The sequence below is a fragment of the Enterobacter sp. HG048 genome, from assembly GCF_024702055.1.
GTDB classification, from domain to species: Bacteria; Pseudomonadota; Gammaproteobacteria; order Enterobacterales; family Enterobacteriaceae; genus Enterobacter; species Enterobacter dykesii.
Genome location: NZ_JANLIZ010000007.1, coordinates 105,309 through 128,458 on the forward strand (window position 1 = coordinate 105,309; position 23,150 = coordinate 128,458).

The following is a 23,150-nucleotide window of genomic DNA, read 5'->3' on the forward strand; positions in this document are numbered from 1 at the left end:
ATAAGGGCAGAACGTGCTTTTTCAACTGCCCAGATTTGATTTTTTTCAGGTCCACACACTGCGGTTGACTACAAGATGGGGTCGCGACGGCATCCATCAAGGGGCAAGCATAAAAAAAATTTTAATTTCACCCTGATGAGATCATAGACGCCATCGATAGCGCCCATTATGATGCCGCGCCCCGTCAGGGAGTATTGACGCGGGTTTAACCATTTCACCATATTAATGATGATTTTTTTGAGGACTTATGGGCAACACTAAGTTGGCTAATCCGGCTCCGCTGGGCCTGATGGGTTTTGGCATGACCACTATCCTGCTGAACCTGCACAATATCGGGATGTTCCCGATGGATGGCATCATCCTGGCGATGGGCATTTTTTACGGCGGTATCGCGCAAATCTTCGCGGGCCTGCTGGAATATAAGAAAGGCAATACCTTCGGCTTAACCGCCTTCACCTCTTACGGTTCTTTCTGGCTGACCCTGGTTGCCATTCTGCTGCTGCCTAAAATGGGCATGGCAGACGCGGCAAACGCCCACTTCCTGGGCGTTTACCTGGGCCTGTGGGGCGTCTTCACCCTGTTCATGTTCTTCGGTACCCTGAAAGGTAACCGCATGCTGCAGTTCGTTTTCCTGAGCCTGACCGTGCTGTTCGCCCTGCTGGCGATCGGTCACCTGGTGGATAACGAAGGCATCGTTCATGTTGCAGGCTGGATTGGTCTGGTTTGCGGCGCAAGCGCTATCTACCTCGCAATGGGTGAAGTGCTGAACGAGCAGTTTGACCGCACCATTCTACCGATTGGTGAAAAACACTGATCCCTCTGTCGTGTCCGCATCGCGGGCACGACATCCCTTCATCTGCCCCAGCCAAATCCCTAATCCCAGCCCCATCAACGAAAGCGCGAGTACATACCAGGCTGGCGCCATCGGCGACACGCCCATCAGCACCGTCACCGCAATCGGCGTCAGCCCGCCGAAAATGGCATACGACACGTTGTAGGAAAATGAGATCCCGGTGAAGCGTACCTCCGGTGGGAACGCGCGGACCATCACGTACGGTACGGCCCCGACAACGCCCACGCACAGCCCTACCGTGCCATACAGCAGGAACAGCTGTTCAGGATGGCTGCCTGCCAGATGATAAAACGCCCAGCTTGATGCGGCCAGTAGCAGGCTGCCGACGATAAAGGTAACGCTGGCGCCGAAACGATCAGCCGCCAGCCCGGCGGCGAGACAGCCAAAGCAGAGCATGATTGTCGCGATACTGTTCGCCTGTAGCGTCACGGCAGGGGCGAAGCCGTACTGCTTTTGCAGCCACACCGGGGACATCAATATCACCACCACAATGCCCGCCGAGAGCAGCCAGGTGAGCAGCATCGACACCACTACCGCTTTTTTATGGCGTACCACGACCGCCTTCACCGGCAGTTCCTGCGCCAGCGCTTTGCGCTGCTGCATCTCGAGGAAAATTGGCGTCTCCTGCAGCCAGCGGCGCAGGTACATCGCCACCAGACCAAACGCCCCGCCCAGCAGGAACGGAATACGCCAGCCCCAGTCGTGCACGGCCTGCTGCGTCATGCTGGTGTTTACAATTGTCGCGACGACGGAACCGAGCAAAATCCCGACCGTTAACCCCGCCGTTAAGGTTCCGCAGGCGATACCAATGCGGCGCGCCGGAACATGCTCCGCGACAAACACCCACGCGCCCGGCACTTCACCGCCAATCGCCGCGCCCTGAAGAACGCGCATCAGCAACAGCAGCAACGGAGCAAGAATGCCCATCGAGGCATAGGTGGGCAGCAGACCAATAGCCAGCGTCGGCACAGCCATCAGCAGGATGCTAAGGGTAAACATCTTCTTGCGCCCGACCAGATCGCCAAAGTGGGCCATGATGATGCCGCCCAGCGGACGCGCCAGATACCCGGCGGCAAAAATGCCGAAGGTTTGCACCTGACGCAGCCATTCCGGGATATCTGCCGGGAAGAAGAGCTCTCCCACCACGGCGGCGAAGAAGACGAAGATGATAAAGTCGTAAAACTCCAGCGCGCCGCCTAAGGCCGCGAGCGTGAGAGTTTTGTAGTCCTGTCGATTCAGAGGTCGGGTGTTATGTGACATAGCGAACCATTATGCGTGTGTTGTGGATTTATTTTTACAGCAATCGTAAAGAAAAAATTACTATACCGTAAAAGCTTTACCACGCTATCGCCGCTTCAGCTAATGTCACATATTGGTTAATTTCAGGAGATTATTTCGCGACGAGCATTTTTCGGACGAAAAGCTGCTACCACTTTCTCATCGGTTTCCACATACGGACCGTCAAGAAGCTGTATACAATACGGTACACTTGCAAAGATGCCGTGAACAAGGACGCTGCCATCTTCCGCCTTCAGCCCTTCCAGCGTCTCTTTAATTGATTTCGGCTGGCCCGGCAGATTAAGTATTAACGCCTGTTTGCGGATCACGCCAACCTGCCGCGACAAAATGGCGGTCGGGACAAAGTGCAGGCTGATCTGGCGCATCTGTTCACCGAAGCCCGGCATTTCACGATCGGCAATCGCCAGCGTTGCGTCCGGCGTCACGTCGCGGCGCGCGGGGCCGGTTCCGCCCGTCGTCAGAACAAGGTGGCAGCTCATCTCATCCACCAGCTCGCAGAGCGTCTGCTCGATGATCGGCTGTTCGTCAGGGATCAGGCGGGTCTGAATGTCAAAGGGGGTGGTCAGCGCGCTGCCAAGCCACTCTTCCAGAGCGGGGATGCCTTTATCCTGGTAAACACCGCTGGAGGCGCGGTCAGAAATCGACACTAAGCCGATGCGTAAGGTATTCATATCCATTCCATTCAAAAAGTACTGATTAAAGGGAATGATACACGCAGAGAGGAGATTCAGACAGGGTACGAAAGCAGTCGCGTGACCGGGTGCCCGGTCACGCAGAATGATTACAGCAGGTCGCCGATCATTTTTTCCAGTTTGCCCTGGTCAACAGCAAACTTACGGATACCGTCCGCAAGTTTGTCTACAGCCATTGGATCCTGGTTGTGCTGCCACAGGAACTCGGATTCAGTGATGCGCTCTGGGCGTGCTTTCACTTCACCGGTGTAAGACAGCTTACGCTCGATGGTACCTTCGCTTTCAGCCAGCTCTTTCAGCAGTGCAGGGGCGATGGTCAGGCGGTCACAGCCAGCCAGCTCGATGATTTCACCGACGTTACGGAAGCTTGCGCCCATAACCACGGTCTCATAGCCGTGCTGTTTGTAGTATTCGTAAATTTCAGTAACAGAAACCACGCCTGGATCTTCAGCCGGCGCGTACTCTTTCTTATCGGTGTTGGCTTTGTACCAGTCCAGAATACGGCCCACGAACGGAGAAATCAGGTATACGCCCGCTTCTGCACATGCGCGCGCCTGCGCGAAGGAGAACAGCAGGGTCAGGTTACAGTTGATACCGTCTTTTTCCAGCTGCTCTGCCGCGCGGATGCCCTGCCAGGTAGAAGCCAGTTTGATCAGGATACGGTCGTTGCTGATGCCAGCGTCGTTGTACATTTTGATCAGACGTTTCGCTTTCGCGATAGACGCTTCGGTGTCGTAGGAGAGACGTGCGTCCACTTCGGTAGAGATACGACCAGGAACCAGCTTCAGGATTTCCAGACCGATGTTCACTGCCAGTTTGTCGGTGGCATCCACAACCTGCTGCGCGCGGTCGTTGCTCTGTGCTTTCGCCCAGGTCACTGCGTCGTCAATCAGTTTGCGATACTCAGGGATCTGTGCGGCGTTAAGGATCAGAGAAGGGTTAGTTGTGGCATCCTGCGGCTGGTACAGCTTCATTGCCGCGATATCTCCGGTGTCAGCTACGACAGTGGTGAACTGACGAAGGGAGGTCAATTTATCCGTCATGATAGTGTTTCTCTTTTAACGTGCCCTGGATAATTCACGCTACCGACAGCATGCCTGCAGCGGAAAAATGACAGGTTTACTTGTTAGGGGGATGTAACCGGTCTGCCCTGATGATAACACGACGGAGGGGTAGCGCAACCGCAGACAGTGCGCTTAGGTAGAGTATGGTAAACTCGGAAGATTAACAGGCTGCTAAGCAACAGCATGCCCAATCAGTGGTAGCGCTTACATATTCACATTGGCATCAACAAGAGGGACGTTAATGCCTGATTTCTTTTTCTTTATTAACGAAGTCCTCTGGGGTTCGATAATGATTTACCTGCTTCTGGGAGCAGGGATTTGGTTTACGCTACGCAGTGGGTTTATCCAGTTTCGTTATATTCGTAAGTTTGGCAGAAGTCTGAAAAACAGCGTTACGCCCCAGCCGGGCGGATTAACGTCGTTCCAGGCACTCTGTACCAGCCTGGCGGCACGCCTCGGCAGCGGAAATCTGGCGGGCGTTGCGCTGGCCATCAGCGCCGGTGGGCCAGGCGCGGTCTTCTGGATGTGGGTAACGGCGCTACTCGGGATGGCCACCTCCTTTGCCGAAAGTTCGCTCGCCCAGCTGTATAAAGAGAAAGATAAAAACGGCCAGTTTCGCGGCGGTCCAGCCTGGTACATGGCGCGTGGCTTAGGGATGCGCTGGATGGGCGTTCTGTTCTCGCTTTTTTTACTGCTCGCGTACGGCCTTATTTTTAATACCGTCCAGGCAAATTCTGTCGCCAATGCCCTGCGCTATGCCTTCTCCTGCCCGGAGTGGATCGCCGGTATCGTGTTAGCCCTCGTCGTTTTGCTCACCATTTCAGCCGGTCTCAGGGGCGTTGCCCGCCTGATGCAGTGGCTGGTTCCCGTTATGGCGCTGCTTTGGGTTGTCGCGAGCCTGTTCGTCGCCGCACTGCATATCGACCAGGTGCCGGGCGTGATTGCGACCATCGTCAAAAGCGCTTTTGGCTGGCGCGAGGTGGCCTCCGGGGCGCTGGGCTACACCTTTAGCCAGGCGCTGATGGCGGGTTTTCAGCGGGGCATGTTCTCCAATGAAGCCGGAATGGGGTCAACCCCCAACGCGGCCGCTGCCGCCTCTTCCTGGCCGCCACACCCGGCCGCACAGGGTATTGTGCAGATGATTGGCGTCTTTACCGATACCATTATCATCTGCTCCGCCAGCGCCATGATTTTACTGCTGGCAGGCCCCGTCCCGCATTCTTCTGGTAACGCCGGAATACAGCTTCTCCAGCAGGCGCTGGTGAGCCTGACCGGCGGTTGGGGAGCAGGATTTGTCTCGCTCGTCCTGGTGTTGTTTGCCTTCAGTTCGATTGTGGTGAATTACCTCTACGCCGAAAATAACCTTATTTTCCTGAAGCTCGACTCGCGCGGAGCAATCGGAGCCCTGCGGCTCGCGGTCATACTAATGATCGTCGCTGGCTCCTTCCTCAGTATGCCGCTGGTCTGGCAGCTGGCCGATATCATTATGGCGCTGATGGCGATCACGAACCTCACGGCGATCCTGCTGCTCTCGCCCGTGGTTACGCTGATTGCCAGAGACTATCTGCGTCAGCGCAAACTCGGCGTTCCGCCGGTATTTGATCCCGCCCGCTATCCCGATATTAAGGCGCAGCTTGCCCCCGGCACGTGGGATGATTTGCCGCGGCAATAACAGCTATCGATCAATTCAGGGCGATTTTTTGCTAAAGTCGCTCTAAATTTCCTGCAAGGACTGGATATGCTGATTCTGATTTCACCTGCAAAAACGCTCGACTACCAGAGCCCGCTCGCCACCGAGCGCTATACCCAGCCTGAACTGCTGGACTACTCGCAACAGCTGATCCGCGAAGCGCGTAAGCTCTCTGCGCCGCAAATCGCCTCGCTGATGAGCATCAGCGACAAGCTGGCCGATCTTAACGCGACCCGCTTTCACGAGTGGCACCCGGATTTCACCCCGGCGAACGCTCGCCAGGCGATTCTGGCGTTTAAAGGTGATGTCTATACCGGCCTGCAGGCGGAAGATTTTAGCGAAGCCGATTTCGATTTTGCCCAGCAGCATCTGCGCATGCTGTCGGGTCTTTACGGCGTACTGCGCCCGCTGGATCTGATGCAGCCGTATCGTCTGGAGATGGGGATTCGCCTGGAAAATGCCAAAGGCAAAGACCTGTACCATTTCTGGGGCGATATCATTACCGACAAGCTGAATGCGGCGCTGCACGCTCAGGGCGATAACGTGGTGATTAACCTGGCATCCGATGAGTACTACAAGTCGGTGAAGCCGAAAAAGCTGGATGCCGAAATCATCAAGCCGGTATTCCTCGACGAGAAGAACGGTAAGTTTAAAGTGATCAGCTTCTACGCCAAGAAAGCGCGCGGCCTGATGAGCCGCTACATCATCCAGAACCGCCTGACGAAGCCGGAGCAGCTAACCGCCTTCAACAGCGAAGGCTATTTCTTTGACGAGGCATCGTCGGGGAAAGGTGAGCTGGTGTTTAAGCGCCACGAGCAGTAAAAACAAACCCCGCCTTATGGCGGGGTTTTGCATTAGTGATGTTTCCAGTCCGGGCCGCGATCGTCGCGGTGGTCATCGTGGTGATGGTCATCGTGACGATCGTCGTGTTTACGATGCTCGTCATGTGGACGCCAGTGGTTATCACGCCAGTCATAATGCGCCTTCCACCAGTCGTGGTCGCGCCAGCGGCCGCCGTCCCAGTAGTGCCCGTTGTTATCCCGGTCGCCAATCTGCAGTTTTACCGCAGGTACGAGGGTAATTTCAGATGCCTGAACCGCCATGGGAGCGACCAGCATCAGAGAAAGCGCGATGAGTGCAGGTTTCAGTGTAGACATCGGTGACTCCTTATTATCTTTGCCCAACGTGGGCCGATGTAAGGAGAGTACGCGAGGGGAACGGGGGATGTTATTCTCTGCAATCCTAAACGCTAAGTGACCGCATTTATTGGGAATTTCTGCTTTTTCCCTGCTATTTTCCTCCTTAATTTCTCCATAAAAAAAGCCCGGTGGCGGCGTCGCAGCCACCGGGCAATACAATCACGCGCGGGTCATCATCAGCTTACGCAGCGCGGCAAAATCTGCGGGTAGCTCATGTGACAGCAGCGGCAGGTCGGCACGCTCGGCCAGCTCTTTTGGCAGCGGCAGCGTTTCGCCCAGAATATCTTCCACGCTCTCTTTGAACTTCGCCGGATGCGCGGTGCCCAGGAACAGGCCATATTCACCCGGGTTAAGCTGGTCGCGCAGCGCGCGGTAGGCAATAGCCGCGTGCGGTTCAGAGGTATACCCAACCGCCTTCAGCTCGCGCATGGTCGCTTTGGTGGTTTCATCCGTCACCGCGGCGTAGCCCAGGTCACCCAGACGCCAGATCTTACGGCGGAACAGCTCTTCCACGCGCGGCCAGTTGTTCGGCTGTGACACATCCATCGCGTTGGAGAGCGTCGCTTGCGTGGCGTTCGGCGCCCACTTTCCGTCTTTCAGGAAGCGCGGCACGGTGTCATTGGCGTTGGTCGCCGCGATAAAGCGTTTCACCGGCAGACCCAGGGATTTCGCCAGCAGGCCCGCCGTCAGGTCACCGAAGTTACCGCTTGGCACGGAGATCACTAGCTGGTTGCGCGCTTCCTGCGGCAGTTGCGCCACCGCTTCGAAGTAGTAGCAGATCTGCGCCAGCAGACGGCTGATGTTGATTGAGTTGGCAGAGTTCAGACCCAGAGCCACCTTCAGCTCTTCGTCGTCGAAGGCCTGCTTGACTAGCGCCTGGCAGGCATCGAAATCGCCGTCGATCGCCACGGTTTCAATGTTGCCGCCGAGCGTACAGAACAGTTTTTCCTGCAGCGGGCTGATTTTGCCTTTCGGGTAGAGGATCACCACGCGGACGTTTTTCAGGCCGTAGAAGGCATGTGCTACCGCCGCACCGGTATCGCCGGAGGTCGCGGTCAGGATGGTCACAGGTTTGTCGCCGCTGATGTGGGTCAGCATCTGCGCCATAAAGCGGCCACCGAAGTCTTTAAACGCCAGGGTCGGGCCGTGGAACAGCTCCAGGCAGCCAACGTCAGGCTCAACCTGCTTCACCGGCGCCGGGAAAGCGAACGCCGCACGCACGCGCTCTTCCAGCAGCTCCTGCGGAATTTCGTCGCCAATAAACGCCGAGAGAATTTTGGTGCTGCGGGTGACAAAGTCCTGCTTCAGCAGCTCGTCGATGTCGGTCAGCTGGAATTCCGGCAGGTAATGCGGGAAAAACAGCCCCTGGTTTTTGCCCAGCCCCTGAGTTACCGCCTGCGCGAAGTTGACCTGCTCGTTATGATCTTTAAGGTTATAGAGTTTCATTAATTATCCCAGTACTCGTGCGCCAGCCGTGTCCAGACGGCAAATATGAACAAAGCCTTCCTGATTTTGCAGGTAGTGTTTAGAGAGCCAGTCCGCCACGCGCTGCGCGGTGTCAGGCTTGTCGCACAGGGCGAACAGCGTCGGGCCGGAGCCGGAGATGCCGCACGCCTGCGCGCCGATATCCATGGATGCCTGTCGCGCCTCATTAAAGCCGGGCAGCAGCTTCGTGCGGTAAGGCTCGGCAATGACGTCCTTCATCAGCTTCGCCGCCAGCTGCGGCTGACGGGTGTAGCAGGCGTGTATAAAGCCCGCAAGATGACGCCCGTGGGCGATGCAGTCCTGGCGACGATACTGCGCGGGCAGGATCGCACGCGCTTCCGCGGTAGAGACCTTAATGCCCGGATAGGCCAGCACCCACAGCCACTCATCAAACCCTGGCACCTGCTGGCTGATGATGCCATTTTCTTCAATCATCAGTTGCATGCCGCCGAGGAAGCACGGCGCCACGTTGTCATAGTGAATGCTGCCGGAGATACGCCCTTCCAGCTCGCCCATTAAGCCCAGCAGACGGTTGTTGTTCAGCGGCTTGCCGCAGTGCTCGTTCATTGCTACCAGCGCGGCGACCACCGAACAGGCGCTGGAACCCAGACCCGAGCCAATCGGCATACTTTTTTCCAGCGTCATGGCAACCGGCACGTTTTTGCCGATCTCCTGACAAAAGCGTTCCCAGCACTGATAGACGATATTCTCGCGCGGGTCGGACGGCAGTTTGCTGGCGAAGCGGCCCACGTTATTCAGGCTGAAGCTGTCTGCCGCTTCCACCGTAACAGTATCGCCCAGCAGCGAACCATCCACCGGCGTCACCGCCGCGCCCAGCACGTCAAATCCGACGCTCATATTCGCGCTGGAAGCCGGGGCATAAACTTTGACCATGTTAAACTCCTAACTTCCATGACAGGGTACGCAGCAGATCGGCAAACACACCTGCCGCCGTAACATCGTTCCCTGCGCCATAGCCGCGAAGCACCAGCGGCAATGGCTGATAATAGTGGCTGTAAAACGCGAGAGCGTTTTCGCCGTTTTTAACTTTGTACAGCGGGTCGTTGCCATCCACTTCGGCAATCTTCACCCGGCACACGCCATCTTCTTCAATGTTGCCAACATAGCGCAATACCTTACCTTCATCACGGGCTTTCGCAACGCGCGTGGCAAAAGCATCGTCAAGCTGCGGCAAATTTGCCATGAAGGCAGCGACATCACCGCTGCTGTCAAATTCTGCCGGCAGGACCGGTTCAATCACGATATCGGAAAGCTCAAGCTCACGCCCCGTTTCACGTGCCAGAATCAATAGTTTACGCGCCACGTCCATACCGGAGAGATCGTCACGCGGATCCGGCTCGGTATAGCCCAGCTCGCGCGCGGCGAGGGTCGCTTCCGACAGGCTCATCCCTTCATCCAGCTTGCCGAAGATAAACGACAGCGAGCCGGAGAGAATGCCGGAGAAGCGCTGCAGTTCATCGCCCGCGTTCAGCAGGTTCTGCAGGTTCTCGATAACCGGCAGGCCGGCCCCCACGTTAGTGTCGTACAGGAACTTGCGGCGCGACTTGCTCGCCGCCAGACGCAGCTGGTGATAGTAATCCATCGACGAGGTGTTGGCCTTTTTGTTCGGCGTCACCACGTGGAAACCTTCGCGCAGGAAGTCGGCGTACTGGTCGGCCACCGCCTGGTTCGAGGTACAGTCGACAATCACCGGGTTGAGCAGGTGGTACTCTTTCACCAGACGGATCAGGCGGCCCAGGTTGAACGGCTCTTTTGCCTCTTTCAACTCAGCCTGCCAGTTTTCCAGGTTCAGTCCGTGAACGTTAGTCAGCAGCGCTCTGGAATTGGCAATTCCGCAGACGCGCAGATCGATATGTTTCTTCTTCAGCCACTCCTGCTGACGCTTCACCTGCTCCAGCAGCGCGCCGCCCACCCCGCCGACGCCAATCAGGAACAGCTCGATAACCTGATCGGTGTTGAACAACATCTGGTGAACCACGCGTACGCCGGTGGTAGCGTCATCGTTGTCCACGACAACAGAAATTGAACGCTCTGACGAGCCCTGGGCAATCGCCACGATGTTGATATTGGCGCGCGCCAGCGCGGCAAAGAACTTGGCGGAGATACCGCGCAGCGTGCGCATACCGTCGCCGACCACAGAGATAATCGCCAGGCGTTCCTGAATGGCGAGCGGCTCCAGCAGCTCTTCTTTCAGCTCCAGGTAGAACTCTTCCTCCAGCGCGCGGCGGGCGCGCAGGCAGTCGGCCTGCGGCACGCAGAAGCTGATGCTGTATTCGGAAGAAGACTGGGTAATCAGCACCACCGAGATACCGTTGCGGGACATAGCGGCAAAGACGCGCGCCGCCATGCCGACCATCCCCTTCATCCCCGGACCGGAGACGCTGAACATCGCCATGTTGTTGAGGTTGGAGATGCCTTTCACCGGCAGACCATCTTCATCGGTACTCGCGCCAATCAGCGTACCCGGCGCCTGCGGGTTACCGGTGTTTTTAATCAGGCAAGGGATCTGGAACTGGGCAATCGGGGAGATGGTACGCGGGTGAAGCACTTTGGCGCCGAAGTAGGAAAGCTCCATCGCTTCCTGGTACGACATCGACTTCAGCAGCCTGGCATCGGGTACCTGGCGCGGGTCGCAGGTATAGACGCCGTCGACGTCAGTCCAGATCTCACAACAGTCTGCGCGTAAACAGGCGGCCAGCACGGCGGCGGAGTAGTCAGAGCCGTTACGGCCCAGCACCACCAGCTCTCCCTTCTCGTTACCGGCGGTGAAGCCTGCCATCAGGATCATATGGTCAGACGGAATTTTGCTGGCGGCGATACGGCGGGTTGATTCGGCGATATCAACGGTGGATTCGAGGTAGTGGCCCACCGCCAGCAGTTTTTCAACGGGATCGATCACGGTCACGCTATGACCGCGCGCTTCCAGCACGCCGGCCATGATGGCGATAGAGAGTTTTTCGCCACGGCAGATCAGCGCCGCGTTGACGCTATCCGGGCACTGGCCGAGAAGGCTGATGCCGTGCAGGACGTGTTTGATTTGCGCGAATTCCTGCTCAACGAAGGACTTCAGCTGAGCGTGCGGGAAGCCAGGCAGCGCCTCTGCCAGCCCTTGCAGCAAGTCAGCGAAGATACGCTCTGCGTCGCTGATGTTCGGGAGTGCATCCTGGCCACCAATGGTTTTTTCAATCATCGCCACCAGATGGTTCGTGATTTTTGCCGGGGCAGAGAGCACGGTAGCAACCTGCCCCTGCCTGGCGTTGCTTTCCAGGATATCGGCAACACGCAGAAAACGTTCTGCATTTGCCACTGATGTACCGCCGAACTTCAACACTCGCATGGTTCTACCTCGTTTCCTTTAGCCGAAAAAAAAGCCCGCACTGTTCAGGTGCGGGCTTTTTTTGTTTTTCCTGTACGCGTCAGCCCGCATCGTTACCTGTGGTAATGATGATGGTTGTAGTAATGGTGGTGATGCTGATGCGTTTCATGGATGTTGTGTACTCTGTCATTATTATCTGTCTGTCCTGTATTCTTTTAGGGTTAAAGGATCGGGCACCTTAAGTCAACGAATTTTTAATTTGATCACAATTCGGAAGACTCTCACGTCCCGCTGCGTACAGATTTATTTTCATCCGATTCCCCCAGATGCAACCCATCCAGACAGACTTATTCGCCATAGTAAAAACTTATGGCAGTATTTTACTCGGCCAATTTTTTTTCAATATCGTGCAGCAAACGGTGCAGCATGGCGGTGTCCCGCTGCTCAAGACGCCCCAAACGCTGCTGCAGCCAGTCAGCCATTTTCCGATCGTCCGCCACACCCAGCTGAGACAACAGTTGCTCAACGCGAGAGCGCAGCGCAGCCAGCTGATTTTCATTTGCCCCTTCTGCCTGAGGTTGAGGGATTTGTATTAGGGAGGCTAATTGATAGCAGTAGACCATGACCGCCTGGCCTAAATTCAGAGAGGGATAATCGGCGACCATCGGCGCACCGGTAAGAACGTCCGCCAGCTCCAGCTCTTCGTTGGTTAATCCGGAATCTTCGCGACCAAACACCAGCGCGGCCTTCTCCAGCCACTGGCTTTTCTCGCTCAGCATCGGCACCAGCTCCGCAGGGGTGGCATAGTAATGGAACTTCGCACGGCTGCGCGCGGTGGTCGCAACGGTAAACGAGATGTCTTGCAGCGCCTCAGCAAGCGTCGCGTAAGTGGTTATATTATCGAGGATATCGCCCGAACCGTGCGCTACCCAACGTGCCGCAGGCTCCAGGTGCGCGGTGCTGTCCACGATACGTAAATCGGTAAATCCCATGGTCTTCATGGCGCGCGCGGCAGCGCCTATATTTTCGGCTCTGGCTGGGGCGACCAGTACAATCGACAGATGCATTTATGCTCTCTTTTTAATCAGTTAGCGGGCAAAAATGTGATGCACTTCAACATATTACGCAGCGCGAATTTACAAAATTGCAACACAAATCACCGAAATAGCGTTTCATAACAAATTAAAAACGCTAAACTATTCCTTGTCTGAACAATCAGTTAGAATGTTAACAGAACACTATTATCCCTATGTTTTATAATGATAATGGCGTCATGAATACCCTATTCTGATTGGATTCGCTTCGTTTATAAATCAATGTCCGCAACTAGTTGGTTTATTGAAAAATTGTGACAAAGGCTAGCATTCCGCTACGATGATTTCATCAAACTGTTAACGTGCTACAATTGAACTTGATATATGTCAACGAAGCGTAGTTTTATTGGGTGTCTGGTGTCACTTAGCCTGTTATGTTGCTGTTAAAATGGTTAGGATGACAGCCGTTTTTGACACTGTCGGGTCCAAAGGGAAAGTACCCAAGACCAAGCTAATGATGTTGTTGACGTTGATGGAAAGTGCATCAAGAACGCAATTACGTACTTTAGTCACGTTAAGCCGATCATGTTAATTTGCGACATGCATCAGGCAGGTCAGGGACTTTTGTACTTCCTGTTTCGATTTAGTTGGCAATTTAGGTAGCAAACATGCAGACCCCGCACATTCTTATCGTTGAAGACGAGTTGGTAACACGCAACACGTTAAAGAGCATTTTCGAAGCAGAAGGCTACGATGTCTTTGAAGCGACCGATGGCGCAGAGATGCATCAGATCCTTTCTGAAAATGATATCAACCTGGTGATCATGGATATTAACCTGCCGGGCAAAAACGGTCTTCTTCTGGCGCGCGAACTGCGCGAGCAGGCGAACGTCGCGTTAATGTTCCTGACGGGCCGTGATAACGAAGTTGATAAAATTCTTGGCCTGGAAATCGGTGCGGATGACTACATCACCAAGCCGTTCAACCCTCGCGAGTTAACCATTCGTGCACGCAACCTGCTGTCCCGCACCATGAACCTGGGTACGGTCAGCGAAGAGCGTCGTAGCGTAGACAGCTACAAATTCAACGGCTGGGAACTTGATATCAATAGCCGTTCGCTGATCAGCCCGAACGGTGAGCAGTATAAACTGCCGCGCAGTGAATTCCGCGCGATGCTGCACTTCTGCGAAAACCCGGGCAAAATTCAGTCCCGTGCAGAGCTGCTGAAGAAAATGACCGGCCGTGAGCTGAAACCGCACGACCGTACCGTAGACGTGACCATTCGTCGTATTCGTAAGCATTTCGAATCTACGCCAGATACGCCGGAAATCATCGCCACGATCCACGGCGAAGGGTACCGTTTCTGCGGCGATCTGCAGGAGTAATCCCGCAGTTAACGCATTAAAAAACGGCGCATTTGCGCCGTTTTTTTTATTCCCGCCACGGCATAATCGGCACCGCGCTGATCGCGTTTTTCGGCGAACCTTCCACCACTTTGTCAGAATAGGCCAGATAAGCCAGCGTATTGCGTTTCGCATCGTAGAAACGCACAACCTGCAGCTTTTTGAATACCAGCGAGGTCCGTTTCTGGAACACCACATCGCCCTGCGCTTTGCCGTTTTTAATTTTATCGCTCAACTCAACCGGGCCCACCTGCTGGCAAGAGATCGCCGCATCGGAAGTATCTTCCGCCAGCCCCAGCCCGCCTTTGATACCGCCCGTTTTCGCGCGGCTGACGTAGCAGGTGACGTTTTTCACGTCCGGATCGTCAAACGCCTCCACCACGATTTTGTGGTCCGGACCGAACATTTTGAACACGGTATCGACGGAGCCAATCTGTTCTGCCTGCGCCACACGCCCAACCATCAGCATCAACGCGGTGAAGATCAAAGTCTTGTATTTCATATTGTTACCATTCTTTAAAATTACACTGAGCAATTATTCAACACTTTAGACAAAAATGTAGCAAGATCACAGGATTAGAATATATCTGCCTGTAATGTGCTCTAAAAAGCATGAATGCGCAAAAAAAACACTGAATGCTAAAACATCAAAAAATGCTATTATCCGCTAACCTGTTATCAGGCACCTGCTGTTTTAAGGATGAGGATAGTATATGGATCAGGCTGGAATTATTCGCGACCTGCTCACCTGGCTGGAAGGTCATCTCGACCAGCCTTTGTCACTGGATAATGTGGCGGCTAAAGCAGGCTATTCCAAGTGGCATTTGCAAAGGATGTTCAAGGATGTCACCGGTCATGCTATCGGGGCCTATATTCGCGCACGTCGTTTATCAAAATCTGCTGTGGCACTGCGCCTGACCGCGCGGCCGATTCTGGATATTGCCCTGCAATATCGTTTCGATTCCCAGCAGACCTTCACCCGCGCCTTTAAAAAACAGTTCTCGTTGACGCCTGCGCTTTATCGCCGCTCGCCTGACTGGAGCTCGTTTGGTATGCGTCCGCCGCTGCGTCTGGGCGAATTCGCGATGCCGAAGTATGAAATTATTACACTGCCGGAAACCCATCTGATCGGCACGACGCAGAGCTATTCGTGCTCCCTGGAGCAGATTTCAGAGTTCCGTCATCAGATGCGCGTCCAGTTCTGGCGCGATTTCCTGAGCCACGCACCGACGATCCCGCCGATCCTGTACGGCCTCAACGAAACGCACCCAAGCCAGGAAAAAGACGACGAGCAGGAGGTGTTCTACACCACCGCGCTGACGCCCGATATGGCCAATGGCTACATTCAGGGATCAAAGCCTGTCGTGCTGGAAGGCGGCGAATACGTGATGTTCGCGTATGAAGGGCTGGGAACGGGGGTTCAGGAGTTTATCCTGACCGTTTACGGGACCTGCATGCCGATGCTGAATCTGAATCGCCGTAAAGGTCAGGACATTGAGCGCTACTACCCGGCGCAGGATGCCAAACCGGAAGAAGGCCCCATCAATCTGCGTATGGAATTCTTGATTCCGATCCGTCGTTAGCGCTGCAGTTCGTCAAGCGCAGGGGCATCGAGATGCGAAATGTCCCCTGCCATCTCCACTACCCAGCCCGACGCCAGCCACGCGCTTTCCTGATAATCAATCCGGGAAATGGAGCAGTTGCGCAGACGCAAACGGCGCTCAGCGTAAGCCGGTAACCCCAGAATGGTGCTCACCAGGCAACCCAACGCAATCCCGTGACTCACCAGCAGCGGACGGCTGCCAGCTGGAAGCTTCAGGCATTCCGCCAGCGCGGCGTGCATGCGTACGCTAAGCTCCTGCATGGATTCGCCCTCAGGAATACGGCCATCTTCGGTACCGTTCACCAGCGTGCGGCGCCAGCCCTCCTCCGCTTCCGTCAGCGTATCGATATGGCGTTTTTCCAGCACGCCCATATCCAGCTCGCGCAGGCGCGGCTCAAGCATCACATCGCAGCCGCAGGCATCTGCAATGATGCGCGCCGTCTGCTGCGTGCGACCTAAATCGCTGGTAATCACGTGGGTAATGCCCAGCGTTCTGGCACGCTCTGCCACCTGCCACGCTTGCTGCACACCCTTCTCTGTCAGAGGGCTGTCTGACTGGCCTTGAATACGTCGCTCGGCGTTCCACTGCGTTTCACCGTGGCGAACAAGGTATACCTGTAACATGCTTTTTTTCCGTTATACTGCGATGAGTTTTTTTAGAATCGAGCTTAATTATGCACCATGTTGTCTCTGCTACCACCAATCCTGCCAAAATTCAGGCAATTCTAAAGGCTTTTGAAGAGATTTTCGGCGAAGGATCCTGCCATATTGAGGTTATCGGCGTCGAGAGTGGCGTACCTGAACAGCCGTTTGGCAGCGAGGAAACGCGCGCTGGCGCACGAAATCGCGTGGCAAACGCGAAGGCTGCCGTACCGGATGCTGACTTTTGGGTAGCGATTGAAGCAGGCATCGACGAAGGCGCAACCTTTAGCTGGGTTGTCATCGAAAGCCACGAGCAGCGCGGTGAAGCGCGTTCGGCCACCCTGCCGCTGCCGGAGATTATTCTGGAAAAAGTCCGTGCGGGTGAAGCGCTCGGGCCAGTGATGTCGCAGTACACCGGCATTGATGAGATTGGCCGTAAAGAAGGGGCGATTGGCGTCTTTACCGCAGGCGCGCTGACGCGTTCAGGCGTTTATCATCAGGCGGTGATCCTGGCGTTAAGCCCGTTCCATAACGCGATTTATCGTTAGGCATTTTTCAGCAATACCGCTTCCAGCCACTGGCGCAGCTCAATTGGGGCCGACTTCAGGCTGTTTGAGCCGCGGGTGATCGTTGCAATACCCGCGCCGAGCTCATTTTTCAGCTCGCGCTGGCTCATCTCTCCGCGCAGCAACTCTTCAATGATCCGCACGCGGGTGCCCAGCGCCTCACGCTCGTCCGGCGTGAGCATCAGCTGCATCAGGGGTAAATGCAGATCCTGCTCGTAAGACTGGCGAAGCAGCTCCACAAAACGAAGCCACTCCTGATGACGTTGTTCGGCCATTGCCGAGGAATACGGGGAATGCTGGGTCATGTTATGCTGCCTCTTGTACTCTTTAGCGAGTACAGCATAACACAACCCACGCCGATCAGTAACGTCTCTGCCATTCGGCATCGCTCATCAGGGTATCTTTCTGCCCCATGAAGTAGCGATAGTAAGCGTCATAGGCCAGCACGTTCTTCACGTAGCCGCGCGTTTCCGAGAACGGAATGCTCTCCACAAACGCTACCGCGTCGATGCGTCCGGCGCTGTTGCCGAGCCAGGTACGCACGCGTCCAGGCCCCGCGTTATACGCCGCTGAAGAGAAGATGCGGTTATTGCCGAACTGCTGATACACGTACTGGAGATAGCTGGTACCGATGTTGATGTTGGTATCCGGATCGAGAAGCTGCGACGGGCTGCTGTAGCCAGGAATATTAAACATCTTCACCGTGTGCGTCGCCGTGCCCGGCATAATCTGCATCAGGCCGCTGGCGCCCACCGGGGAGCGGACTTTCGGGTTCCACGCGCTCTCCTGACGGGCAATCGCCATCGCGTAGCTTTGCGGGATATCTTTGCCGCTGGTATAGCGATCGAAAAGATCTTTGTACGCCAGCGGGAAACGCTCTTCCAGATGATCCCAGAGTTTACCGGCGATCGTCGCCTGCACGCTAAGATCCCACCAGTGATTATCAAACGCATAGCGGGCAAGCTGGGCTTTTTCGTCGGTGGTGCGGCTGGTCACCAGATTCGCCCACTCGCTGCGCGCGGTGTTATCCATATTCCAGTACATCAGCTCGCGAACGCGCGCCATTTCTGGCCCCTGCGTCAGCGCCGGGTTCGCATTGGCAGGCGCTTTATCTATACGGAAGGTGTATTCCTCACCCAGACGCTGCGCGGCTGCCATCGGGTAAAACCCGCGCTGCTGCATCAGCGAATGGAGGATCTCTTTGGCCTCATCATCACGACCGCGCTCCATCAGCAGGTCAGCCTGCCAGTAGCGCCATTCGTCCTTCTCTTTGGCCTCCATTGGCAACCGCGCGAGCCAGGTATTCAGCCCACGGCGATCGCCCGTGCCCAGCGCCATGCGCACGCGGCGTTCCACCAGCGACGTGGAGTTCGAACGCATAATGGCATCGTCACGCCAGCGCGCCTGTTCATCGGTCACATCGGTGCCCATCAGTCGCCACGCCACAATGTCGCGCAGCTCCTGGGTTTGCTCCTCATTAAGCTGCTGCGCCTGCACCAGCTGCGGGATCATCAGCCGCGCGTTTTCCACATCGTCACGCGCCACGCTGGCAAAGGCCACCGCCGCCATCTGGCGGGTAAAATCGGTCGCGCCCGTACTGCGGGCAAAGCTCAGCACGCTGTTGGGATCGTTTGCAAGCCCGATAACCGCCGTGGAGATCGTCTGGTAATCAGACGGCATCTGCCCCGCCAGCGTGGTCACCAGACGCGTGTTGCCGGCTTTCATCGCCAGACGGATGCGCTCAAGGTAGGACAGCGGATCCTGCTTGCCGGAAGCACGCCACGCGCTAAACAGGGAATCACAGGCGTTCGGCTGGTTTTTTCCGGTCAGCCAGAGCTCTTTCGCTCCGGCCCAGGCCTCTTCCTGCTGGCCGGTCGCCCATTTTGCGTAGTAATAGTTACACTGGGCTTCGGTGGCGTTCGGCTTTTCAGGGCTAAACGCCAGCAGGCCGCGCCAGTCTTCGCGACGCGCCAGCTCGTTAACGAAACGAGACTGCAGATTTCGGGCAGGCGGCAGGGTCGGGTTCGCCTGAATGAAGTTATTCACGGTGACGGTAGGCTGGTTCATCAGATCGTCGGTAATCTGGCGATACTCCAGATACGGATACAGCGGATAATCCTTTAGCGTCGGCATCAGCGCCTGCACGGTATCCATCTGCTTGTTGTCCCACGCCTGTTTAATCTGGGCGTAGCGGTTACGTTGTTCATCCAGTGAATCGGCATGCACCGCCTGGCTTACCGCCATTACGCATACGCTGGCAGCCAGCAGACGCCAGACCACCCGTTTGGCTTTTTCCACAAGCTCTTCCTCATTGTTTTTTCGTCAATTGCAGCGTCTTGCCACGTCAAAGTCTAATTAACTTATGCTAACCAGGCATCCTTCAACGCGCCACGTCATGGACACTTTTTTACCTTTCTTGCGCGTTTTAACACTCCCGACGTTCCTGGCTGGGATTAGGGCGTGAAAAAGGCTACACTTCGAGGCTGAAATTCCTTCTCATTACGATAAAAGAGGCGAAGTCCAACGTGGCTCAATTCGTTTATACCATGCATCGTGTCGGCAAAGTTGTCCCGCCGAAACGTCATATTCTTAAAAATATCTCGCTGAGCTTCTTCCCGGGCGCAAAAATCGGTGTTCTGGGTCTCAACGGTGCCGGTAAGTCCACCCTGCTGCGCATCATGGCCGGCATTGATACAGACATCGAAGGTGAAGCCCGTCCGCAGCCTGGCATCAAGATTGGTTACCTGCCGCAGGAACCTCAGCTGAACTCGGAACACACCGTTCGCGAATCCGTTGAAGAAGCGGTATCCGAAGTGGTTAACGCGCTGAAAGGTCTGGACGAAGTGTATGCCAAATACGCTGAGCCGGATGCGGACTTCGACAAGCTGGCCGCACAGCAGGGCAAGTATGAAGAGATCATCCAGGCGCACGACGGTCACAACCTGAACGTGCAGCTGGAGCGCGCGGCTGATGCCCTGCGTCTGCCGGACTGGGATGCGAAAATCGCGAACCTCTCCGGGGGTGAACGCCGTCGCGTGGCGCTGTGCCGCCTGCTGCTGGAAAAACCAGACATGCTGCTGCTCGACGAACCGACTAACCACCTGGATGCAGAATCCGTGGCGTGGCTGGAGCGCTTCCTGCACGACTTCGAAGGCACCGTTGTGGCGATTACCCACGACCGTTACTTCCTCGACAACGTCGCTGGCTGGATCCTGGAGCTGGACCGCGGTGAAGGTATTCCGTGGGAAGGCAACTACTCTTCCTGGCTGGAGCAGAAAGATCAGCGTCTGGCGCAGGAAGCTTCACAGGAAGCGGCGCGTCGTAAGTCTATCGAGAAAGAGCTGGAGTGGGTTCGTCAGGGCGCGAAAGGCCGTCAGTCTAAAGGCAAAGCCCGTCTGGCACGCTTTGAAGAGCTGAACAACACCGAATACCAGAAACGTAACGAAACCAACGAACTGTTTATTCCACCTGGAGCACGTCTGGGGGATAAAGTGGTTGAAGTGACCAACCTGCGTAAGTCCTACGGTGACCGCCTGCTGATCGACGACCTGACCTTCTCCGTACCGAAAGGCGCTATCGTCGGGATCATCGGTCCGAACGGCGCGGGTAAATCCACTCTGTTCCGCATGATGTCGGGTCAGGAACAGCCTGACAGCGGCTCTATCACCCTGGGTGAAACCGTGAAGCTGGCCTCCGTTGACCAGTTCCGTGACGCGATGGATAACAGCAAAACCGTGTGGGAAGAAGTCTCCGGCGGTCTGGATATCATGCGTATCGGCAACACCGAGATGCCAAGCCGCGCCTATGTTGGCCGCTTTAACTTCAAAGGCACCGACCAGGGCAAACGCGTGGGCGAGCTGTCCGGCGGTGAGCGCGGTCGTCTGCACCTGGCGAAGCTGCTGCAGGTGGGCGGTAACGTTCTGCTGCTCGATGAACCAACCAACGACCTGGATATCGAAACCCTGCGCGCGCTGGAAAACGCCCTGCTGGAGTTCCCGGGCTGTGCGATGGTTATCTCGCACGACCGCTGGTTCCTGGACCGTATCGCGACCCACATCCTGGACTACCAGGACGAAGGGAAAGTGGAGTTCTTCGAAGGTAACTTCACCGAATACGAAGAGTACAAGAAACGCACGCTGGGCGCCGACGCGCTGGAGCCGAAGCGTATTAAGTACAAGCGTATCGCGAAATAAAAGCAAAACGGCAACTTCGGTTGCCGTTTTTTATGTTTGTACCGCCAGGGTAAGCGCATCAGGCCGCACAAAATCACCCACCCACGTAATACCGCTTCACCTCACCAAACTGCATCGCAAACTCGATATAGCTCATCAGTGCAGGTGAATTCAGCTTGCGGCTTGGATACGCCAGCCACAGATCGTTTCCTTCAACATTCCACTCCGGCAGCACCTGAACCAGCGCACCTTTTTCAATTTTATCTTCCAGCAGAAATGCGGGTAAGAGCGTGATCCCCGCACCGGCAATCGCACACTCGCGGGCGTAGACCAGATTATCGGTCATGTGCGCGTTATCCGGCAGGTAGCGGTAATCCTCGCTCTCGCTTCGCAGAAGCCACTCCGACCACGCCCGGTGCGTAATGCAGCGGTGCTCCACCAACTGACGGGGATGCGTCAGCGGCTCCCGACGCGCCAGATAGTCCGGCGACGCCAGCATGTAACGCGGGCAGTGCCCGATCATCCGGCCAATCAGGGAGGAATCCTGCGGCTTGCCGGTACGCAGCGCCACGTCAAAACCGGCCTCGACCAGATCCACCACGTCATCAGAGATCGACACATCCAGCGACACGTCAGGATAGCGAAGCTGAAACTCGGCATTCATGTGCGCCAGCAGCGTCGCCCCAATTCCCGCCGGACAGGTGATCCGCAGCCGCCCGCTGGGGTTTTCGCGCAGCCGCTGAATGGCGTACTCCGCCCGCTCGCTGGCCGCCAGCATCTCACGACAGTGCACCAGATAGTGCTCGCCCGCAAACGTGAGGCTAATCCTGCGCGTGGTGCGGTTCAGCAGGCGGATCCCCACCTGCTGCTCCAGCTGGCTAATTCGCTGGCTAACGCTGGATTTCGGCAGTTCCGCTTTGTGTGCCGCTGCGGTGAAGCTGCCCATCTCCGCCACCAGCGCGAACAGCGCCATATCCTGCAGCTGCTTAAACATGATTGTTCACCCTGTACGAACGCTGAGTTCTTGATTGTCCATCTTATCACGCAGCTGTCCACTTTATAGACTAGCCTCAACAAAACGCATGCCATTGAGGAGCACACCATGTCTGTTAAAGCTATTGCCGTTAACCCAGCGAACCCTGCTGTTTTTATTGAAATTACCCCACCGATGCCGCAGCCCGGCGAGCACGATCTGCTGGTGGAGGTGAAGGCCGTCTCCGTTAACCCGGTCGATACCAAAGTCCACGCGGGCATCGCTAAAAACGGGTTGAACGAGCCGCGCATTCTCGGGTGGGATGCCAGCGGGATCGTCAAAGCGGTGGGGGCTGGCGTGACCGGATTTAAGCCGGGTGACGAGGTGTGGTACGCGGGCGACATCACTCGCCCGGGCAGCAACACCACGCACCAGCTGATTGATGCACGCATTGTCGGGCACAAGCCTGCCAGCCTCGGCTGGGCGGCTGCCGCTGCACTGCCGTTGACCGCGCTCACCGCGTGGGAAGGTCTGTTTGAACGCCTGAACATTCAGGATGCCGGGGCGGACAAAACGCTGCTGATCATCGGCGGCGCGGGCGGCGTGGGATCGCTGGCGATCCCCTTTGCGAAGCACAACAGCAAGGTGAAGATCGTCGCAACCGCTTCCCGAGAAGATTCCGCCCGGTGGTGCCGCGATCGCGGGGCTGATATTGTCGTCAACTACCGCGATCTGAAAGGCGAGCTGGCGAAACACGGGCTCACCTTTGTGGATTATATCTTTATCCTCAACGACACCGACGGACACTGGGATGCGGTCAGCGACCTGATTGCGCCTCAGGGGCATATCTGTTCCATCGTTGAGAATGAACGTCCGCTGAACCAGGACAAGCTGAAGTCCAAATCCGCCGCCCTGCACTGGGAATTTATGTACACCCGCAGCATGTACCAGACCGCGGATATGGCGCGTCAGGGTGAGATCCTCAATGAGGTGGGAAAGCTGGTGGATAACGGCGTGGTGGAAAGTTCGCTCAGCGAAACGCTGCACGGGCTGAGCGTGGAAAGCATTACCGAGGCGCACCGTAAAGTGCTGGAGGGACACATGCGTGGGAAAGTGGTGGTTGAATTCTGAGTGGTTT

Annotated in this window: 23 protein-coding genes and 1 other annotated feature; of the genes, 8 read left to right on the forward strand and 15 right to left on the reverse strand. The window is 56.1% G+C overall.

Features of this window, described 5'->3' with window-relative positions:
• The first annotated feature begins 247 nt into the window (after positions 1–247).
• Entirely contained in the window at positions 248–814 is a 567-nt protein-coding gene (gene satP, locus NUX24_RS10850; protein ID WP_023334461.1) for an acetate uptake transporter, read from the forward strand.
• Here satP and NUX24_RS10855 read toward each other — a convergent pair.
• The 3 genes from NUX24_RS10855 to tal form a co-directional block, all read right to left on the reverse strand.
• On the reverse strand, positions 791–2,113 hold the full coding sequence (locus NUX24_RS10855) for an MFS transporter (RefSeq protein WP_047651579.1): 1,323 nt from the start codon (positions 2,111–2,113) through the stop codon (positions 791–793). The two genes, satP and NUX24_RS10855, sit on opposite strands and share 24 nt — an antisense overlap.
• A gap of 122 nt (positions 2,114–2,235) precedes the next feature.
• Positions 2,236–2,823, reverse strand: coding sequence for a molybdopterin adenylyltransferase (gene mog, locus NUX24_RS10860; protein ID WP_029740861.1), 588 nt, complete (start codon positions 2,821–2,823; stop codon positions 2,236–2,238).
• A gap of 110 nt (positions 2,824–2,933) precedes the next feature.
• Positions 2,934–3,887, reverse strand: coding sequence for a transaldolase (gene tal / locus NUX24_RS10865; RefSeq protein ID WP_023310342.1), 954 nt, complete (start codon positions 3,885–3,887; stop codon positions 2,934–2,936).
• Positions 3,888–4,149: 262 nt separating this feature from the next.
• On the opposite strand from tal, the gene NUX24_RS10870 reads away from it, so the two are divergent.
• A complete protein-coding gene (locus NUX24_RS10870; RefSeq protein ID WP_257831479.1) occupies positions 4,150–5,580 on the forward strand; it encodes a sodium:alanine symporter family protein in 1,431 nt (476 codons plus the stop codon).
• 66 nt (positions 5,581–5,646) lie between these two features.
• On the forward strand, positions 5,647–6,420 hold the full coding sequence (gene yaaA / locus NUX24_RS10875) for a peroxide stress protein YaaA (protein WP_023310340.1): 774 nt from the start codon (positions 5,647–5,649) through the stop codon (positions 6,418–6,420).
• A gap of 32 nt (positions 6,421–6,452) precedes the next feature.
• Here the strand turns inward: yaaA and NUX24_RS10880 are convergent, their stop codons facing one another.
• The 7 genes from NUX24_RS10880 to yjjY form a co-directional block, all read right to left on the reverse strand.
• A complete protein-coding gene (locus tag NUX24_RS10880) occupies positions 6,453–6,755 on the reverse strand; it encodes a DUF2502 domain-containing protein (protein WP_047651581.1) in 303 nt (100 codons plus the stop codon).
• A gap of 201 nt (positions 6,756–6,956) precedes the next feature.
• Positions 6,957–8,243, reverse strand: a complete 1,287-nt coding sequence (thrC, locus tag NUX24_RS10885) for a threonine synthase (RefSeq protein ID WP_257831484.1) — start codon at positions 8,241–8,243, stop codon at positions 6,957–6,959.
• Positions 8,244–8,246: 3 nt separating this feature from the next.
• Entirely contained in the window at positions 8,247–9,176 is a 930-nt protein-coding gene (thrB, locus tag NUX24_RS10890; RefSeq protein WP_023310337.1) for a homoserine kinase, read from the reverse strand.
• Position 9,177: 1 nt separating this feature from the next.
• On the reverse strand, positions 9,178–11,640 hold the full coding sequence (gene thrA / locus NUX24_RS10895) for a bifunctional aspartate kinase/homoserine dehydrogenase I (RefSeq protein WP_257831486.1): 2,463 nt from the start codon (positions 11,638–11,640) through the stop codon (positions 9,178–9,180).
• Positions 11,641–11,664: 24 nt separating this feature from the next.
• Positions 11,665–11,781, reverse strand: a sequence feature (Thr leader region).
• Positions 11,720–11,788 (reverse strand): thr operon leader peptide, encoded by a 69-nt coding sequence (thrL, locus tag NUX24_RS10900; RefSeq protein WP_015572623.1) that lies wholly within the window; start codon positions 11,786–11,788, stop codon positions 11,720–11,722. It overlaps the preceding feature by 62 nt.
• A gap of 211 nt (positions 11,789–11,999) precedes the next feature.
• Positions 12,000–12,686 (reverse strand): tRNA/rRNA methyltransferase, encoded by a 687-nt coding sequence (locus NUX24_RS10905; protein ID WP_257831487.1) that lies wholly within the window; start codon positions 12,684–12,686, stop codon positions 12,000–12,002.
• 399 nt (positions 12,687–13,085) lie between these two features.
• A complete protein-coding gene (gene yjjY, locus NUX24_RS10910) occupies positions 13,086–13,226 on the reverse strand; it encodes a protein YjjY (protein WP_085928893.1) in 141 nt (46 codons plus the stop codon).
• Between the two features lie 95 nt (positions 13,227–13,321).
• Here yjjY and arcA point away from each other — a divergent pair, with 95 nt between their 5' ends.
• Positions 13,322–14,038, forward strand: a complete 717-nt coding sequence (gene arcA / locus NUX24_RS10915) for a two-component system response regulator ArcA (protein WP_003856501.1) — start codon at positions 13,322–13,324, stop codon at positions 14,036–14,038.
• Between the two features lie 46 nt (positions 14,039–14,084).
• On the opposite strand, the gene creA is transcribed toward arcA, so the two are convergent.
• Entirely contained in the window at positions 14,085–14,558 is a 474-nt protein-coding gene (creA, locus tag NUX24_RS10920) for a protein CreA (RefSeq protein ID WP_032660778.1), read from the reverse strand.
• A 211-nt stretch (positions 14,559–14,769) separates the two neighbouring features.
• Between creA and robA the strand changes: the two genes are divergently transcribed.
• Positions 14,770–15,639 (forward strand): MDR efflux pump AcrAB transcriptional activator RobA, encoded by an 870-nt coding sequence (gene robA / locus NUX24_RS10925; RefSeq protein ID WP_047651588.1) that lies wholly within the window; start codon positions 14,770–14,772, stop codon positions 15,637–15,639.
• Here the strand turns inward: robA and gpmB are convergent.
• Positions 15,636–16,283, reverse strand: a complete 648-nt coding sequence (gene gpmB, locus NUX24_RS10930) for a 2,3-diphosphoglycerate-dependent phosphoglycerate mutase GpmB (RefSeq protein WP_023310332.1) — start codon at positions 16,281–16,283, stop codon at positions 15,636–15,638. The two genes, robA and gpmB, sit on opposite strands and share 4 nt — an antisense overlap.
• A 50-nt stretch (positions 16,284–16,333) precedes the next feature.
• Here gpmB and yjjX point away from each other — a divergent pair, with 50 nt between their 5' ends.
• Positions 16,334–16,849, forward strand: coding sequence for an inosine/xanthosine triphosphatase (yjjX, locus tag NUX24_RS10935; RefSeq protein ID WP_047651589.1), 516 nt, complete (start codon positions 16,334–16,336; stop codon positions 16,847–16,849).
• On the opposite strand, the gene trpR is transcribed toward yjjX, so the two are convergent.
• Positions 16,846–17,172 (reverse strand): trp operon repressor, encoded by a 327-nt coding sequence (trpR, locus tag NUX24_RS10940; protein WP_047651590.1) that lies wholly within the window; start codon positions 17,170–17,172, stop codon positions 16,846–16,848. The two genes, yjjX and trpR, sit on opposite strands and share 4 nt — an antisense overlap.
• A 55-nt stretch (positions 17,173–17,227) precedes the next feature.
• Complete coding sequence (sltY, locus tag NUX24_RS10945; protein WP_047651592.1) at positions 17,228–19,165, reverse strand: murein transglycosylase; 1,938 nt, start codon at positions 19,163–19,165, stop codon at positions 17,228–17,230.
• A 227-nt stretch (positions 19,166–19,392) separates the two neighbouring features.
• Here sltY and ettA point away from each other — a divergent pair, with 227 nt between their 5' ends.
• Positions 19,393–21,060: an energy-dependent translational throttle protein EttA gene (gene ettA / locus NUX24_RS10950; protein ID WP_257831494.1), complete on the forward strand. Its 1,668-nt coding sequence runs from the start codon at positions 19,393–19,395 to the stop codon at positions 21,058–21,060.
• 73 nt (positions 21,061–21,133) lie between these two features.
• Here the strand turns inward: ettA and NUX24_RS10955 are convergent, their stop codons facing one another.
• On the reverse strand, positions 21,134–22,033 hold the full coding sequence (locus NUX24_RS10955; RefSeq protein ID WP_214577083.1) for a LysR family transcriptional regulator: 900 nt from the start codon (positions 22,031–22,033) through the stop codon (positions 21,134–21,136).
• A 108-nt stretch (positions 22,034–22,141) separates the two neighbouring features.
• On the opposite strand from NUX24_RS10955, the gene NUX24_RS10960 reads away from it, so the two are divergent.
• Positions 22,142–23,143 carry a zinc-binding alcohol dehydrogenase family protein gene (locus NUX24_RS10960; RefSeq protein WP_257831497.1) on the forward strand — a complete coding sequence of 334 codons (1,002 nt, stop codon included), beginning with the start codon at positions 22,142–22,144 and terminating at the stop codon, positions 23,141–23,143.
• Positions 23,144–23,150 lie beyond the last annotated feature (7 nt).

Excerpts from the sequence above, each read along its gene's own strand:
- thrA (WP_257831486.1), bottom strand. The coding sequence starts at position 11,640 with ATGCGAGTGTTGAAGTTCGGCGGTACATCAGTGGCAAATGCAGAACGT.
- creA (WP_032660778.1), bottom strand. The coding sequence starts at position 14,558 with ATGAAATACAAGACTTTGATCTTCACCGCGTTGATGCTGATGGTTGGG.
- NUX24_RS10870 (WP_257831479.1), top strand. The coding sequence starts at position 4,150 with ATGCCTGATTTCTTTTTCTTTATTAACGAAGTCCTCTGGGGTTCGATA.
- yaaA (WP_023310340.1), top strand. The coding sequence starts at position 5,647 with ATGCTGATTCTGATTTCACCTGCAAAAACGCTCGACTACCAGAGCCCG.
- trpR (WP_047651590.1), bottom strand. The coding sequence starts at position 17,172 with ATGACCCAGCATTCCCCGTATTCCTCGGCAATGGCCGAACAACGTCAT.
- NUX24_RS10855 (WP_047651579.1), bottom strand. The coding sequence starts at position 2,113 with ATGTCACATAACACCCGACCTCTGAATCGACAGGACTACAAAACTCTC.
- thrB (WP_023310337.1), bottom strand. The coding sequence starts at position 9,176 with ATGGTCAAAGTTTATGCCCCGGCTTCCAGCGCGAATATGAGCGTCGGA.
- NUX24_RS10905 (WP_257831487.1), bottom strand. The coding sequence starts at position 12,686 with ATGCATCTGTCGATTGTACTGGTCGCCCCAGCCAGAGCCGAAAATATA.
- NUX24_RS10960 (WP_257831497.1), top strand. The coding sequence starts at position 22,142 with ATGTCTGTTAAAGCTATTGCCGTTAACCCAGCGAACCCTGCTGTTTTT.
- mog (WP_029740861.1), bottom strand. The coding sequence starts at position 2,823 with ATGAATACCTTACGCATCGGCTTAGTGTCGATTTCTGACCGCGCCTCC.
- NUX24_RS10955 (WP_214577083.1), bottom strand. The coding sequence starts at position 22,033 with ATGTTTAAGCAGCTGCAGGATATGGCGCTGTTCGCGCTGGTGGCGGAG.
- satP (WP_023334461.1), top strand. The coding sequence starts at position 248 with ATGGGCAACACTAAGTTGGCTAATCCGGCTCCGCTGGGCCTGATGGGT.
- tal (WP_023310342.1), bottom strand. The coding sequence starts at position 3,887 with ATGACGGATAAATTGACCTCCCTTCGTCAGTTCACCACTGTCGTAGCT.
- NUX24_RS10880 (WP_047651581.1), bottom strand. The coding sequence starts at position 6,755 with ATGTCTACACTGAAACCTGCACTCATCGCGCTTTCTCTGATGCTGGTC.
- gpmB (WP_023310332.1), bottom strand. The coding sequence starts at position 16,283 with ATGTTACAGGTATACCTTGTTCGCCACGGTGAAACGCAGTGGAACGCC.
- arcA (WP_003856501.1), top strand. The coding sequence starts at position 13,322 with ATGCAGACCCCGCACATTCTTATCGTTGAAGACGAGTTGGTAACACGC.
- robA (WP_047651588.1), top strand. The coding sequence starts at position 14,770 with ATGGATCAGGCTGGAATTATTCGCGACCTGCTCACCTGGCTGGAAGGT.
- thrC (WP_257831484.1), bottom strand. The coding sequence starts at position 8,243 with ATGAAACTCTATAACCTTAAAGATCATAACGAGCAGGTCAACTTCGCG.
- yjjX (WP_047651589.1), top strand. The coding sequence starts at position 16,334 with ATGCACCATGTTGTCTCTGCTACCACCAATCCTGCCAAAATTCAGGCA.